Here is a 15,695-nt window from a genome sequence, read left to right on the forward strand (position 1 = left end):
TATAGTTTAACCAAAGCGACCAGAAATATAATCTTCCGTACGATTATCCGTTGGCTTTGTAAAAATAGTATCCGTAACATCAAACTCTACTACTTCTCCATTCAGGAAGAAAGCAGTACGATCTGATATCCGAGCAGCTTGTTGCATATTATGCGTTACGATAATAATGGAATAGTCTTTTTTCAATTCCTGAACTAAATCCTCAATCTTAAGGGTTGATTTTGGATCCAATGCCGAAGTAGGTTCATCCATTAAAATAACATCAGGTTCAATCGCTAATGTTCGGGCAATACATAAACGTTGTTGCTGTCCACCAGATAAACCATAAGCATTTTCCTTTAATCGATCCTTTACTTCGTCCCAAATGTAAGCGCCACGTAGACTTTTCTCAACAATTTCATCCAGTATCTTCTTGTTGCGAATCCCATGAATTCTCGGACCATAAGCAATGTTATCGTAAATGGACTTTGGAAATGGATTTGGCTTTTGGAAAACCATTCCTACACGGGTTCTAAGATTCTCAACTTTAAAGGATTTATCTAAAATACTTTGTCCTTTATAGGTTATCTCACCAGTTGTTCGCACAGTTGGAACTAATTCTACCATGCGATTTAATGTTTTTAAATAGGTGGATTTTCCACATCCAGAAGGACCAATAATTGCCGTTACTTCTTTTTCATTAATTTTTAGATTAATATCCTTTAAAGCATGTGTCTCACCATACCAAAGGTTTAAATCCTTTGTATCAAAAACAATATTTTTATTCGCTTGTACTAGGGATGCCATATCTGTATTACTATTGTTTACCATACCTATATTCTCCTTAACTGTTAAAAGACTCAAAGTTATTCATCCTCCTTCGCTTAGAAACGTTGTTGGAATTTATTACGGATAAATATTGCAGCTGAATTCAATACAAATAACAATATCAGTAGAACTATAATTGTACCTGCAGCAAGATTTGCATATTCGGCTACTAATGATGAATCAATAGTCCAGTAATAAATTTGCATCGGAAGGGCTGTAAATTTATCAAAGATTCCCTCTGGGAAAGGAATAATTAACGCAGGGATTCCGATTACAGTTAGTGGCGCTGTTTCTCCAATGGCGCGTGAGAGCGCTAAGATCGCTCCTGTTAACATACCCGGTAAGGCAGCTGGTAAAATTACGTTCTTAATCGTTTGCCATTTTGTTGCTCCCATACCATAAGAAGCTTCACTTAAAAACCCCGGTACGGCACGTATTGCTTCTTGAGCTGCAACAATTACGATAGGAAGAATTAATAGAGATAGGGTTAAACCACCAGCTAAGATAATATTCCCCATTTCCATCGCCCGAACAAATATGGTTAGTCCTAAAATCCCATATACAATTGATGGTACACCTGCTAAATTAGCTATATTAGTTTGAATAATGGATTGCAGACGACCTTTTTTGGCATACAACTCAAGATAAATTGCCGTCCCAATACCGAGGATCAGTGTAACTGGTGCTACGACTAACATCATCCATAATGTTCCTAGCAGTGCACCCATGATTCCTGCACGTTCAGCATCAGTAGATTGTCTACCCGTTAGAAAGTTCCAATCAATCCAACCAATACTATCCACTACCACTCGATAGATTAATATAGCTAATACAATAAGTCCAAAGAGAGTTGCTAGTAAGAACAAAACTTTTAATATATTATTTTTGGCAATTCTTCCATCCATGCGCTTTGTTACTTGTTCTGCATTTAAATACTTCATTTTAGTATTCCTCCCTAAATTTACGAGAGACATATCTTGCAAGTAGATTCATTAATAATGTGAATACAAATAACGTCATTGCAACAGCATACAGGCTATAATAAATCGTTGTTCCGGCTGCAGCTTCCCCGCCAGATACTTCTACAATGTAAGCCGTCATCGTCTGCATAGATTGTGTAATATCAAAGGTAAAGTTTTTCGAGCTACCACTTGCAATTGTAACAATCATCGTTTCTCCAATGGCACGTGAAATTCCCAGTACAAAGGACGCGATAATTCCTGAAAGAGCAGCTGGGATAACCACCTTAAACGTTGTTTCTAACTTTGTAGCACCTAGCCCTAATGCACCTTCACGCATTGCGTTTGGAACAGAACTCATAGCATCCTCAGAAAGAGAAGCAATCATCGGGATAATCATGATTCCCATTACAATACCAGGACTTAATATATTAGTCGCTGCAACATCTGGCCAGATGGAACGAATAAGTGGAGTCACAAAGGTAAAAGCAAAGAATCCATAAACGATTGTCGGAATCCCAGCTAGAATTTCTAGCATCGGTTTTAATACTCTTCTAACTCGGTCAGATGCATATTCACTTAAATAGATTGCAGCCATTAAACCAATAGGACCCGCTACTAGCATAGCAATTGCCGATGATATAATCGTTCCATTTAACAACGGCAATACACCAAACTCAGGGTTTTGACTCATTGGTTTTAGTACAGTCCCTGTAAAGAAGTCCCAAATGGGAACGAGTTTAAAAAATTCAATTGTCTCAAATAATAGTGTCATCACAATTCCAACAGTTGTAAAGACAGTAATGATCGCAAATAAAAATAGTACTACTGGAATCAGTTTTTCCGTTAGACTAGATAAACTTTTTCCTTGTTTGTTTTTGGCGATCATTTCCTTTACATCGATGGAGGTATTTTCAAATTTGTTGTTTGCTGCCATTTTACGCAGCTCTCCTTCCAAATCGTAAAGTCAATAAGATGAGAGCATATTTGTGCCCTCATCTTATGATATTCTGTGAGAAAATCTTTCTATGTTAGTCTATTTAATTATTGAAGTGCTTTTAATTCCTCAACTAAGGTTTGAGCTTCTTCTTCTGGAATTGGAGCAAACCCAGTCTCGCCAGCTACGTCATTAGCACTTTCCATTACATAGATTGCATAGTCAAGAACTTGTGCTTTTTCTTTTGCATTGTTTACGTTCAAGTAAGTGAATACCGGACGAGTAAATCCTGCATAATCTCCATCTTCAGCAATTGTGTCTAGTGATGGAACTACTGCACCTTCACCAAAGTCAATTCCTACAGCGTTAACTTTCTCTTTATTGCTATCATAGTATCCAAATCCGAAGAAACCAATTGCATTTACATCTTCAGAAACTAGTGTAACTAGAGTTGAGTAGTCTTGTTGAAGATTGATATCACCAACTAAATCTTGTTCTTCCAAAATATTTTCATAGAAGAATTCATAAGTTCCATGATTTTCGTTTGGACCGTACGTTTGGATTTTTTCATTTGGCCAATCAGCATTAACATCAGACCAATTAGTGTATTCGCCAAGGAAGATTCCTTTTACTTGATCAGTAGTTAATTCAGTTGCCCAATCATTTTCTGGATGTGTAACAATTGTTAAACCATCTAAAGCAACTTTTAATTCTTTTACGTCAATTCCAAGCTCTTCTGCTTTCGCTTTTTCTTCATCTTTAATTAAACGTGATGCATCGTTAAAGTCTGTACCATTTTCTTGCAAGAATTTTTCAAAACCTGCAGAAGTTCCAGCGCGGCTTACTTCTACAGAGACATTTGGTTGTACATCAAGCATATAATTTTCAGCTAATTTAGACATTAGTGGAAATACAGTACCAGATCCATCAATTACTACGCTACCTTCTAATTCTTCAGAAGCACCTTCTGATTCACTTCCGCTATCTGTGTTTTCTGAAGCTTCGTTGTCTGAAGCGTTATCCCCAGAATTGTTGTCTTCTTCGCTATCCCCACATGCAACAAGCATTATTGCTAAAGCTGCTACAAATAGAAACATTAAATACTTTTTGAATTTCATCTAAAATTGTCCTCCCCAAAGTGCAATTTATGTTTTTAGAGGGTTTGTATTTCCCTCTTACAAACCTAAGTATAGGGGACGAATGTTAAGTAGATATGGAGTAAATGTAAAGGGTTTGTAAATTTATTATTCTATTTAGAAGGCTGTTTTCTGAAAGAATTGTTGTTAATTATATAGTTGATAGAAACTATGTGGTTCTTATGATTACTGTTACAGCATCTAACCCGCTCCGGAAATACACTCCGCTAGTTTAAGGTATTCAAGCTAAACACGTACCCTTTTTATGAAAGTTAACACTAGCACAGGTAGAATAAAGAGACTCCTGCGGAAATATCACGTGTCCGAAGACCCCGCAAAAGATGCACCTGCGTCTTCTAGTAACGCTACGGAGTGTATTTCCTTAGCGGGTATGTTGCTCAACCATAAATCTCTAGTTACGCACTGTTTCTATCAACCATGAAAACAAAAGCAACAATCATTTCGAAAACTGCCTTTTAGAAAGACATTCTTTTCTTAAAATAAGACTAAATTCCTAATTCACCATGGAATCCGCGAATATAGTAGACAACTTTTAAAATCGTGATAAAATTTAAATAAGAGATTAAAAGGGGAAATTGCTATGAACTTGTGGATGAGAAAAATAGCCGTTGCATTAATTGCTATATTGACTTTTGGTTTATACACACCTACTTATTTAATTGCCGATGAGGAAAGTAACGAGGTTGTTTCTCCAAAAGATCATAATCATAGTGAAATTGACGTTGAAGTTGTCTCTGATGAAATAGAAGACATCGATGTTATAAGTACCTTTACGGAAAAAGCAAAACAGCAAAGCCTAACAAAGTTTGGTCCAAAAATTTCTGAGAAAGTCGAAGTGGAATTTAACCAGATTATTTTACCCAAAATTGAACAAGCACTAGCAACCATTCTTGAAAATGAAGATACTTCTTTTATTTCTATTACAGAACAACCATCTAATGGATATGGAGAACGAATTTTTAATATCTTTAATGAATTAACAAAGGAAGATATTGCAAAGTTTCACGTAAGACGTGATAACAGACCACTAGAAGGGTATTGGTTTAACTTCCATTATCATCTAAAAGATGACAAATTTGAAACGCATCATACATTGGGCGAGATTTATTGGGATAAAAACACACCACCAAAATGGATGTCCTAATCCATATTATTACAAGAAAAACCTCCAGGAATGGAGGTTTTTTTATAGCTGTTCATATAAGTTTGTAAGTTGAACATCAAATTCATTTTGAGGATCATCAAGTGGAAAAATTCTAGCAGTATTATTTTCATTTACTTGTTGGATATATACTTGCCTACCATTGTAAGTAACTTGTTTCATCTCTGGTGACTGTGAAATCTCTTCAGCTCTCATACGATGCATTTCCATAACCCTCCATTATTTATAACGATATTGGACCAGATTCGTTCAATCCATCTAAATCAACTTCTTGTTCATGATGAATTGCATCCAAGGGAAATACTTTGGCAGTCTCCCCCTTGACCTCCTGAATATAAACAGGGATGCCATGATAATTAACATTTACAAATACCTCTGAATCAACTATCTTCTCTGCACGCTGTATATCCATTTTTTCTTCTCTCCTTCTACTTCCCCTCATAGTACAATTATTTTTAGCAAATAATAATGTACTATACGAGGTTAAAAAGGGATGATTTGATACAAATTTCCAAATCCAAATATACCTTATAAAGAGTGTCATGACATCTAGATATATTCACGCCAATACACTAATTTTCTTTTCCTCAATGGAGGATTGATACTTTTTAATAAGCACATGGAATATACTATCCCAGGACTGTGTTAAAGCATAGTTCCTACCGTTCACTCCCATTTCTTTCCGCTTTGACTCATTATATATAAGCGAGACAATTACTTTTGCAAACTCTTCACTATTATTTTTTTCACATAATATTCCTGTTACTTGGTCCTTTATAATGGATCGAACGCCTCCCGCATTTGCACATACGACTGGTGTACCACTTGCAAGTGACTCCAATACGACATTTCCAAATGTTTCTGTCGAAGAAGGAAAAACAAATAGATCCGCAGCAGCATATACATGGGCTAATTCCTGACCTGATAAGAATCCGGTAAAGGTCATATTATTCGGCGCTAGTTTTCTTAATTCCTCCTGATTAGGTCCATCCCCCACTACTAACCAATGCACTTTCTCCTTCAGATTCTCTGGTAGTTGATTATGAATAGAGGGGATAAGCATTACATCCTTTTCTGGTGCGATGCGACCTACATATAACAGTATATGCTTTTCTTTTATGTGATACTTTTCCCGTATATCGTTTGGGTTAAAGTTAGGGTGGAAAGTAGTACAATCTATTCCTCTTGGCCATATATCCAAATCCATAAATCCATGCTTCTGCAAATGCTCCATTGTGTCTATGGAGGGAACAAAAACCTTACGCATTGGACGATGAAACCACCGCATATAACGCCAAAGCACTTTCGTTAAAAATTGAAGATCATAATATCCCAAGTACTTATCAAAGTCTGTATGATAAGAACCTACTAGTGGGATATCTAACTTTTTAGCATAATGTAAACCACATAACCCTACATTAAATGGGGTTGCAACATGAATAATATCTGGCTGAAATTGTATCAATTCCTCTTTCACATGATACATATTGGGAAGCGCAAGCCTACATGCAGGATATAAGAAAAATGGGAGGCTTTTAAATCGATGAATGTCACTAGAATAAAGACTCTGACTAGAACTTTTCGGTGCAAAAACCCTATATTCAAAACCTCTGTCCTTTAAATAATCTGTAAAGCGTTTTAATGTCTTTGCTACCCCATTGACATCCGGTGCAAATGTATCAGTAAAAATTACTATTTTCATCTATAGTCCCTCCATGGTGAGTATTAAGAGAACATATCCACCGGTTAATAAATGGATACAGATAATACCAGAGCTAGAACCCAGTAAGCTAACCAATAATAATATCAGATGAGTAATGTAATCCAAGATAAACATGTGAAATAGTAACGTGAACCAATCGGAATTTAAATAACACATAGGACAGGTACATAAGAAAGGTAATTTTACGGAAGAAAGCATTTAGAAGTTTGTAAATAAAGAATTGGTTTAAATAGTTGAAGGATTTACAACCTAACCTATGCAAGTGATAAAAGTATTTAACCTTTCTACCAACTTCGTATGTTTAGTAGGTCAAATAAATTAATACTGCAGTTAGACTGACACATACTTTGAGAAGGAACTTCATTCTCCCACCCCCACCAGAAAGGTACTTTAACCTAATTATAAGGAAGAAAGATTAAGTAATTGCTAATTGAAGGTGAATTTTCTGTAAATTTAGTCAAAAAAAAACTAGCCAGTTTATAATCCAGCTAGTTTCATCTATTTATTTCATACTTGAAAATGTTTCTTTCACAATAATGGATTGTGTTACTCTTACTTTTTTATATTCTTTAAAATCTTCTTCTTCTACAAGTCCTAAATTTAACGCAGACTCTAATTTTTCTGTATCTGGAATTTTCGTTTCAATAATAAACTCTTTCAGATTGAGTTGCTCTAATTGTTTAACGGTTCCTGCATCATCGTAACTAACTGCGGAACGTATTTGGCGTTGTAATTTATAATTACCTTGCCTGATTTCCCCCTTATTCTGTTTCCCAAATGATAAATCCAAAGCCTCGTGAAATCTCTTTTTTAATTCATTCATTTCTTGTTCTATTTCTTTTTTATACATATTTAATTCTACATACCGCTTCATTTCCTCTTCCGTTATCGATAAGACTTTACCCACGGTTCTCCCCTCCAATTAATACGTATATTCATTCCTATGTACGGGGAGATAACTTCATTCCTAAAAAAATGGACATACAATGGAAGCAGTTTAGAAGCATTTTTTAGAATATCTTGAATAAAATGGTGGATAAAATTATGGAGGTGTATTTAGTTTGGGGCCAAAAATAATAAGGAAAAGTTCATTTAAACTAATTGGATTTCGCCTTCCACCAAATTATGATAAGACTAAAGAACAACACGTTATCAAAAACACCGTATCCCAGTTAAAGGCTATTTCTGAAAAAATACCCAATAAAGTGAGGGATGATGTTTTAGTCATTCAAATCTATCCAATGATGGAGCAATTTAATCCTTTTCATCATAAAGACAGTTTACTTATCGGTTATGAAGTAGAAAATACTGAAAATGGTCCAGAGCACACAGAACTTTACACGATTGAAGAAAATATGTATGTTAATTGTAAACACAACGGTTCCCGCTCAGATATTTATAAGACGTATGATTACCTATATAATAATTGGATACAAAAAAACCGCTGTATCCCATTAGGTTTTGACATGGAGGTTTGGAATGAGCAAGAGGAATCGAATGTAGATATCTGTGTTGCAATTAATAAGCCACGCTAAACAGATTATTGTTCTAAACCTTCTCTTCCAATGAAAATAATGTAATAGATACTTTTGACCTAGGATAAGCTATTTATTAATTTCATATAATTGTAAAAAATGGATTAGGGAGTGAAAAAATGGATACGTCAAAGATTTGGAAGAGAGGACTTTTGGCTTTCTTGTTAGTTATCCTGATGACTGTACCTCTTGTAGCACATCATCAATCACCATTAGTAAATGCCTCAGATGAAACCACCCAAGAAGAATCATTAGCAGATAAACTAAATCAAATATTAAATAACAATGCACTTAACGGGGCGACAACCGGTGTAAGTATTCGAAATGCGGATTCAGGAGAAGTTTTATACTCTTACTATGGTGACCACCGGCTACACCCTGCATCCAACATGAAAATACTTACAACAGTAGCAGCACTAGAAACTTTAGGACCTGACTATCGTTTTAATACAGAAGTGTTAACAGACGGCAGAATTAGAGGAGATGTGCTTCTAGGTAATCTTTATTTACGCGGTAAGGGGGATCCGACTTTATTAAAGGAGGATTTAGACCAATTTGCTGCTGATTTAAAAGCTAAAGGTATTAAAAATATACAGGGTAATTTAATTGGGGATGACACATGGTATGATGATATCCGCCTCTCGCAGGACCTAAACTGGTCAGACGAACCATTCTACACAGGAGCACAAGTTTCAGCACTAACCCTCTCACCAAATGAAGATTATGATGCAGCAACTATCATCGTTGAGGTGTACCCTGGAAAAGAAGTTGGTGATAAGCCAATAGTAAAACTTACACCTCAAACGGACTATGTCAACATTATAAATAATGCATCCACAGTTAATACAGACCATAGCAGAGCAATTTCAATTGAAAGAGAGCATGGTTCTAATAATATTGTTATAGATGGAGTTATTCCTTTAGAAGGATCTAATGCAAGATCTTGGGTATCGATTTGGGAACCAACAGGTTACGCAGTAGATGTTTTCAAAAAGTCCTTAGAGGAGCATGGGATTAAATTAAATAGAAATCCGAAAGCCACAGATCCACCTGAAGCCACCCCAACAAATGCAACTGTTCTTACATCTAAGGAGTCTATGACATTAGAAGAGCTACTAGTTCCATTCATGAAACTAAGTAACAATGGCCATGGCGAAACACTTGCTAAAGAAATGGGCAGAGTAATGTATGATGAAGGTAGCTGGGATAAAGGTCTAGACGTTATGGAAGAGATTGTCACCCAATTTGGCGTTAACGGAAATACCATTCTTCTTCGTGATGGTTCTGGAATGTCCCACAAAAACTTGATTCCGGCAAACGAACTTTCACAATTACTTTTTGAAGTGCAAGATGAAGAGTGGTACCCTGCATTTGAGAATTCCTTACCAGTTGCCGGTAATTCTGAGCGATTGGCTGGCGGAACTTTGCGTTACCGGATGACAGACGGACCCGCAGCTAATAATGTAATGGCCAAAACAGGGTCATTAACTGGAGTATCTAGCTTATCTGGTTATGTTACATCTAAAGACAGTCAAAAACTAATCTTCTCTATTATGGTTAATAATTATATAGGGTCTTCTACAGCTATACGGGGAATAGAAGATGCCATTGCAACTGAATTAGCTAATTTTGAATTTTAAATTGGGGCTACCTATTATGGTGATAAACGATAATAGGTAGTTTCTTTGTTTAGGTTAACCGTGTATGAATTTCTCTCATCAAAAAATAGCTTTATGTTCATATTTATTAAAACTATCCGCTACTCATTTCCAGCGAATTTATGAATGTAGGGTAGTTTTTTCTCTGTTCTATAATTACTTTTTGTAACTTAATAATAAATAGTTGCAATTGCTTAAAAGTCATGATAAGATTAGTAACGTTGAATTCAAATATATTGAATTAAAGATAAACTATTTCGAAACATTATGAATTATCTTATCTTTAATTCGGCTAATAAACACAACTCAGAGGAGGAAATAATTATGTTAAGAATTGGTATTGTACAAGGAAGTGTACGTGAGGGACGTAACGGTGCTGCAGTTGCAGACTGGATGTTAGACTTCGCAAACAATCGTAATGATGAAGGAGTAGAATATGAGCTAGTAGATCTTGCTGATTACGATCTTGCTTTCTTAGGCTCAAAAGCATCTCAAGCTGAGGAAGCTCAAGCTGCAGCTAAAGCTTGGTCTGAAAAAATGGCTTCATTTGATGGTTATGTATTTGTAACTCCAGAATATAACCACACAATTGGTGGTGCATTGAAAAATGCTTTAGATTACTTAAACCCTGAATTAAACAACAAAGCTGCTGGTTTTGTAGGATACGGAAGCCTTGGTGGTACTCGTGCACATGAAAACCTACGTCTAATCTTAGGTGAACTTCAAGTGGCAGACGTTCGTACTGCTGTTACATTCTCACTAATGGCTGACTTTGAAAACTTCTCCGTATTCAAACCAGCTGATTACCATGCAGATAATGCTAACGGAATGTTAGATCAAGTTACTGCATGGAGCCGTGCTTTAAAAACAGTTCGTTAAGAAGGATAGAGGAATATACTATGGGATTATTTGATAAATTATTTGGAAAATCAAAAAAGAAAGAGGTAGAAACCATGGCTGAAACTTTAAGAATTGCAGTTGTACAAGGAAGTGTACGTGAAGGACGTAATGGTGCTGCTGTTGCTGACTGGACGTTAAACTTTGCAAAGAATCGTAATGATGATGGTGTAGAATATGAGCTAGTAGATCTTGCTGATTACGACCTTGCTTTTCTAGGTTCTAAAGCATCTCAAACAGAAGAAGCTCAAGCAGCTGCTAAAGCTTGGTCTGAAAAAATGGCCTCATTTGATGGTTATGTATTCGTAACTCCAGAGTACAACCACGCTATCGGTGGCGCCTTGAAAAATGCTCTAGATTACCTAAACCCTGAATTGAATAACAAAGCTGCTGGCTTTGTTGGGTATGGAAGTCTTGGTGGTACTCGTGCACACGAAAACCTACGTCTAATCCTTGGTGAACTTCAAGTAGCTGACGTACGTACTGCTGTTACATTCTCACTAATGGCTGATTTTGAAAACTTCTCCGAATTCAAACCAGCTGACTACCATGCTGACAATGCTAACGGAATGTTAGATCAAGTTACTTCATGGAGCCGTGCTCTTAAAACAGTACGTTAAATAGACAGATTGTTTTAAGTGCCAGACACAGGTGGTGTCTGGCACTTTTTTTGGTTAAGGTATTCTTCTTTTCAACCACTTTTGAATATCCAAATGATGTAGCTTAGATAAAACTAATGACGTTTACTAGGTAGATTTGCTTTATTTCCTCCACCTTGCTTCTTTCTGTTTTGTTCATCTTTTCTTTTTCGTTCATTAAACCTCGCTACAAAGGTAGACGTATCTTCCACAGTCTATTCCTCCTTTATCATTTTTAACTTAGTATTTCCCTAAACAATGGAAATATGCGTGAGATAATCCCATAAGGCCTCTAAACGAATCTAACGCAACAAAAAAAGCCCTCTGTTTTCACAAAGAGCTTTTTCTGTATTAAAATAGATCTAGCAAATCAAGCACTGTTTTTTTCTTCTTTTTCTTATAACCGTATGGACCATACTTTGGGTCATATCCCTTATGATAATCCTTTTTATAATCTGGTCGTTCACGAAATTCGCGTTCATAGGAATCAAATGTTTCTTCATAATACTTTTGTTCTTCTTTTAAACCAGCAGTTATTTTCTCTAACTCACCGCGATCCAACCATACACCTTTACAGTTCGGACAAACATCAATTAAGACATTCTCTTTTTGAACTTCCCTCATCCTAACATTATCACAAACTGGACAATTCATATTATCCTTCCTCCACTTCGACTAGATCTTCTTTTACGATTTGTATTTGTTTTAATGTTCTTCCATCTACTTCTAATATTTTAAAATGAAGGTTATCCTTTTCCAGTACATCGCCTTGCTGTGGGAATTGATTAAATTCCGTTAAGAGATAACCTGAAAGAACGTCTTCTTCCTCTGGTATATCGGTATTAAATATCGAGTTCAAGCGATGAAGTGTAATTTTTCCATCACAAATAATTTCCGTGTCGGTTAATTTTTCAACAAGCTTTTCACTTTCTAAATCCATCTCATCTTCAATTTCCAAGCCAATCATAGCCTCAATGATGTCCTCATGCGTCAGGATTCCTTCCGTACCACCATATTCATCAAGTACAATTGCCAGGTGTTTACGATCCCTCGTCATTTGTCGAAAGACCATTTCAATCGAATGAAATTCGAAGAACACCATTGGATCTAAATCACAATATTCCTCTAGTCTTTTCTCCGGCTCAATCGACCAGCTTAATAAATATTTCGAATGAAAGACACCTATAATATTATCAATTTCCCCATCATAAACAGGATATCTCGTATATTGATTTTGAATAACTATATCCCGGACTTCCTCATAAGTAGCATCATGTGGTACAGCCACAATATCAATACGTGGTGTTTTCAAAACATCCTTCACATTTAAATCTTGGAAGTCAAGAACACCTTTGATTCGGAAAGACTCTTCACGTTTAAAGGTACCCTCTGTACCCGCAATATCTACCATCGTTCTTAAATCTTCTTTTGATATAGATATGTTATCTTCATTATTCTTTGATAATACTTTGATAATGAATCCTGTCATGCCATTTAACAGAAGTGTTAATGGCTTAAAGAGAATGGTAAAAAATCGAATTACTGGATATACAATATATGCAATTTTATCCGAAAAAGCAGCTGCAATAGATTTTGGTAATACCTCAGAGAACACAATAATGGTTATCGTCAAGATAGCAGATGCTATAGCAACATTCATTCCATACTCTAATGCGACCATCGTCACAAGCGTCGGTAAGAGTATGTTTGCAATATTGTTCCCAATTAAAATAGCTGTAATAAACTCACTTGGTTTGGATACCAAATCCAATAATTTTTCAGACTTTTTATCATTGTTACTTGCTTTTGTTTGTAGCTTCATCTTATTTGCAGCTGTAAGAGCAGTCTCACTTCCTGAAAAGAAAAACGATACAAACAATAATATGATGATCGCAATGATCACTAGATAGTTCCCCCTTAAAAAATCTACAATCCTTGATATTAAATGGTTACTTTTACTTTAAAATATTTAGAACATGGATTAAAGAAAAATGTATTGGCTTTATCATTTAGGTAAGTCGATAGTTACTTGTAGCCAATTTCTAAAATCTTGGAAGTTCTGTTGCGAAACTTGATGCCCAACCGTGTAGGCATGAAATTCAACCTTAGCTCCCAATTGATTATATAAGTCTTTTGCTTCATTTGCCCAATCAAATGGTAACACCGGATCCAGTTCACCATGTGAACAAAAAAGCGATAACCCTTTTAGATTTTGATCTCGATAGTCATGTTTCATAAAATCAGGTATATAACCACTTAATGCAGCTATTCCTTTTATTTGTTGTCCTAATTTGAGACCGATACTCATGGATAGTATTGCACCTTGGCTAAATCCCATTAAAAAGATTTGAGAGGAATCGATTGGGTGCTCTTCACACATCTCTCCAATTAAACTAATAATGTTTTGTATCGCCTGATCAAATACAGTCCTATGTGGCTTACCAAATCCTTCAATAGTGAAAAATGCATAGCCTGGTGGCTGTTCAATTGGGCCACGCACACTAAAAATAAACGTTGAATCAGCTAAATCATGAACCAATGGTAATAAATCATCTTCATTACTACCCATTCCATGCATTAAAAATATTGCCGGGTACGTTTTCCCCGAATCAATCTTATTTGGCTTAAGTAGCTTATAGTACAAAGGTGTTCCCAATATATAATCATCCTTTTTATATCTTTACATATGGACAGCAGATTAAAAATTTACATTACAAGTGTTCGATAAATAATCGAATGACATCTGCTCCACCAATAAAAGTTCCAACAGAGCTTCCGATATTAGCAAAAATCACAACGAGTAGTACTCGGGTCACCTTGTTATTCCAAAAGCCTTTTAGACTATGAACATCATCCGATAATCTTTCAAAATCGTTTACACTTGGCCTTCTAAAATACGCTTGGACAAATCCAGCAAACCATCCAGCAGCAAGAAAAGGTTCGAGTGATGTTATTGGTGCTGCAACAAACGCTGTTAGTACCGCAAGTGGGTGTCCAAATGCTATAAGTGTTCCTAGTGCAGACAGTGAACCATTCCATAGAATCCAACTGATGATTTGTGCCATACCTGCTTCTGCATTAGTTATAAATGTATAAATAATTAACGAAATAATAAAGATTGGTATAGACCAACCGATAATCTTGGGAATTTTTGATTTAGGTGGGAGCTGTGCTAAATGCTCTAGATTATGATCCTGATTAATTTGCTCCTTAATTCCAGGTACATGAGCCGCACCTAATACTGCAACTACCTTATCACCTGGTGCTTCTTTTATCTTTTGCGCAAGATATTGGTCACGCTCATCGATAAGAGGCTTTTTCAGTTTTGGAAAGTTATCCGTAAACTCCTGTAGCATGGAATCAATCATATCTTGAGACTTCATCTTCTCTAGCTCTTCTTCGGAAATCGTTTCCTTTGTAAAAATACTTGCAATAACTTGTGCTAGCAGCATTGCTTTTCCTTTTAGGCCGATTCCGCGCCAAATTCGAGAAAATGTGGTTTGAATATCACGGTCTGCCAAAACTAGATTAGCATCTATTTCCTTTGCTGATTCAATTCCTTGAATCATTTCTTGTCCAGGATTAATACCAAACTGGTTTGCCATCCGTTTTTGAAATGAGGATATAGCAAGATTCATTAATAATAATGTTGCTTTGCGATCTTTTATTACTTGAAAGATATCTGTTTCTTTCCATTTTTTACCTTCTGTAATGGATTTATACCTCTGCTCATCTAGCTCTATACAGACGGAATCGGGTTGTTCTGCTTCGATTACTTCTTTTACTTGTTCGGCGCTGTTTTTGGAGACGTGTGCTGTGCCGATTAAAATGATTTCTTTACCATTTATATCTAAACGGGATATATTTTCTTCCGACATATGGTACCTTCCTTTTATATAACTGTATAGATATAATAATAAACTAGTTTGGTATAAATTTGAATAATTTTAATAAAAACATACTTTTGTTAACTAATTATATTATTTCGCTCACTAATCATTTACGCGGCCCGAATACACTTCACTTTAACTTCCAGCTCAGGGGCGACATCTGTTCGAATAGACCTCACAGTGTCTGCCTTGCCCTGGGCGGCTAGTGAGCCTACTCAAAGCTAAAACTCTTCCGGGGTCTCACCGATGCCTATCCCCCATGGGAGTCTACGTGTATTCGGGCCGCTCCGTGCAATAAACCAATTTATTTTTCAAAGCTTAAAACAATCATT

At 36.0% G+C, this 15,695-nt stretch carries 18 protein-coding genes; 5 read left to right on the forward strand and 13 right to left on the reverse strand.

From position 1 onward, the window contains the following. Positions 1-6: 6 nt before the first annotated feature. The 4 genes from pstB to TY11_RS04440 form a co-directional block, all read right to left on the reverse strand. Positions 7-810 (reverse strand): phosphate ABC transporter ATP-binding protein PstB, encoded by an 804-nt coding sequence (gene pstB, locus TY11_RS04425; protein WP_231495773.1) that lies wholly within the window; start codon positions 808-810, stop codon positions 7-9. A 53-nt stretch (positions 811-863) separates the two neighbouring features. Continuing rightward, positions 864-1,748 (reverse strand): phosphate ABC transporter permease PstA, encoded by an 885-nt coding sequence (pstA, locus tag TY11_RS04430; RefSeq protein WP_042143321.1) that lies wholly within the window; start codon positions 1,746-1,748, stop codon positions 864-866. A gap of 1 nt (position 1,749) precedes the next feature. After that, positions 1,750-2,703, reverse strand: a complete 954-nt coding sequence (pstC, locus tag TY11_RS04435; protein ID WP_042143323.1) for a phosphate ABC transporter permease subunit PstC — start codon at positions 2,701-2,703, stop codon at positions 1,750-1,752. Positions 2,704-2,810: 107 nt separating this feature from the next. After that, entirely contained in the window at positions 2,811-3,821 is a 1,011-nt protein-coding gene (locus TY11_RS04440; RefSeq protein ID WP_042143324.1) for a PstS family phosphate ABC transporter substrate-binding protein, read from the reverse strand. A gap of 619 nt (positions 3,822-4,440) precedes the next feature. Between TY11_RS04440 and TY11_RS04445 the strand changes: the two genes are divergently transcribed. Further along, positions 4,441-5,004: a YpjP family protein gene (locus TY11_RS04445; protein WP_042143325.1), complete on the forward strand. Its 564-nt coding sequence runs from the start codon at positions 4,441-4,443 to the stop codon at positions 5,002-5,004. Between the two features lie 42 nt (positions 5,005-5,046). On the opposite strand, the gene TY11_RS04450 is transcribed toward TY11_RS04445, so the two are convergent. From TY11_RS04450 to TY11_RS04465, 4 genes are all read right to left on the reverse strand, one after another. After that, positions 5,047-5,226: an H-type small acid-soluble spore protein gene (locus TY11_RS04450; RefSeq protein WP_042143326.1), complete on the reverse strand. Its 180-nt coding sequence runs from the start codon at positions 5,224-5,226 to the stop codon at positions 5,047-5,049. A 19-nt stretch (positions 5,227-5,245) separates the two neighbouring features. Then, positions 5,246-5,434 carry an H-type small acid-soluble spore protein gene (locus TY11_RS04455; protein WP_042143327.1) on the reverse strand — a complete coding sequence of 63 codons (189 nt, stop codon included), beginning with the start codon at positions 5,432-5,434 and terminating at the stop codon, positions 5,246-5,248. A 147-nt stretch (positions 5,435-5,581) separates the two neighbouring features. Next, the gene (locus TY11_RS04460) at positions 5,582-6,724 is read right to left on the reverse strand and encodes a glycosyltransferase family 4 protein (protein ID WP_042143329.1); all 1,143 of its coding nucleotides are present in this window, start codon (positions 6,722-6,724) and stop codon (positions 5,582-5,584) included. Positions 6,725-7,247: 523 nt separating this feature from the next. Beyond that, the gene (locus TY11_RS04465; RefSeq protein ID WP_052345722.1) at positions 7,248-7,652 is read right to left on the reverse strand and encodes a hypothetical protein; all 405 of its coding nucleotides are present in this window, start codon (positions 7,650-7,652) and stop codon (positions 7,248-7,250) included. A gap of 154 nt (positions 7,653-7,806) precedes the next feature. Here TY11_RS04465 and TY11_RS04470 point away from each other — a divergent pair, with 154 nt between their 5' ends. From TY11_RS04470 to TY11_RS04485, 4 genes are all read left to right on the forward strand, one after another. Further along, positions 7,807-8,280 carry a GyrI-like domain-containing protein gene (locus TY11_RS04470; RefSeq protein ID WP_042143331.1) on the forward strand — a complete coding sequence of 158 codons (474 nt, stop codon included), beginning with the start codon at positions 7,807-7,809 and terminating at the stop codon, positions 8,278-8,280. Between the two features lie 119 nt (positions 8,281-8,399). Further along, positions 8,400-9,920, forward strand: a complete 1,521-nt coding sequence (dacB, locus tag TY11_RS04475; protein WP_042143333.1) for a D-alanyl-D-alanine carboxypeptidase/D-alanyl-D-alanine endopeptidase — start codon at positions 8,400-8,402, stop codon at positions 9,918-9,920. 342 nt (positions 9,921-10,262) lie between these two features. After that, entirely contained in the window at positions 10,263-10,817 is a 555-nt protein-coding gene (locus TY11_RS04480; RefSeq protein WP_042143334.1) for an NADPH-dependent FMN reductase, read from the forward strand. 74 nt (positions 10,818-10,891) lie between these two features. Continuing rightward, a complete protein-coding gene (locus tag TY11_RS04485) occupies positions 10,892-11,455 on the forward strand; it encodes an NAD(P)H-dependent oxidoreductase (RefSeq protein WP_042143431.1) in 564 nt (187 codons plus the stop codon). Between the two features lie 113 nt (positions 11,456-11,568). Here TY11_RS04485 and TY11_RS20035 read toward each other — a convergent pair whose 3' ends face one another. From TY11_RS20035 to TY11_RS04505, 5 genes are all read right to left on the reverse strand, one after another. Next, positions 11,569-11,685, reverse strand: coding sequence for a DUF4023 family protein (locus TY11_RS20035; RefSeq protein ID WP_081755824.1), 117 nt, complete (start codon positions 11,683-11,685; stop codon positions 11,569-11,571). 139 nt (positions 11,686-11,824) lie between these two features. Continuing rightward, the gene (locus tag TY11_RS04490; protein WP_042143336.1) at positions 11,825-12,127 is read right to left on the reverse strand and encodes a TFIIB-type zinc ribbon-containing protein; all 303 of its coding nucleotides are present in this window, start codon (positions 12,125-12,127) and stop codon (positions 11,825-11,827) included. Position 12,128: 1 nt separating this feature from the next. Next, positions 12,129-13,376, reverse strand: a complete 1,248-nt coding sequence (locus TY11_RS04495; RefSeq protein ID WP_042143338.1) for a hemolysin family protein — start codon at positions 13,374-13,376, stop codon at positions 12,129-12,131. 102 nt (positions 13,377-13,478) lie between these two features. Further along, positions 13,479-14,129 carry an alpha/beta hydrolase gene (locus TY11_RS04500; protein WP_042143340.1) on the reverse strand — a complete coding sequence of 217 codons (651 nt, stop codon included), beginning with the start codon at positions 14,127-14,129 and terminating at the stop codon, positions 13,479-13,481. Between the two features lie 55 nt (positions 14,130-14,184). Next, the gene (locus TY11_RS04505) at positions 14,185-15,351 is read right to left on the reverse strand and encodes a TraB/GumN family protein (RefSeq protein WP_042143342.1); all 1,167 of its coding nucleotides are present in this window, start codon (positions 15,349-15,351) and stop codon (positions 14,185-14,187) included. Between the last annotated feature and the right edge of the window lie 344 nt (positions 15,352-15,695).

Source organism: Paucisalibacillus algeriensis, from assembly GCF_000577245.1.
Taxonomy (GTDB): Bacteria; Bacillota; Bacilli; order Bacillales; family Amphibacillaceae; genus Ornithinibacillus.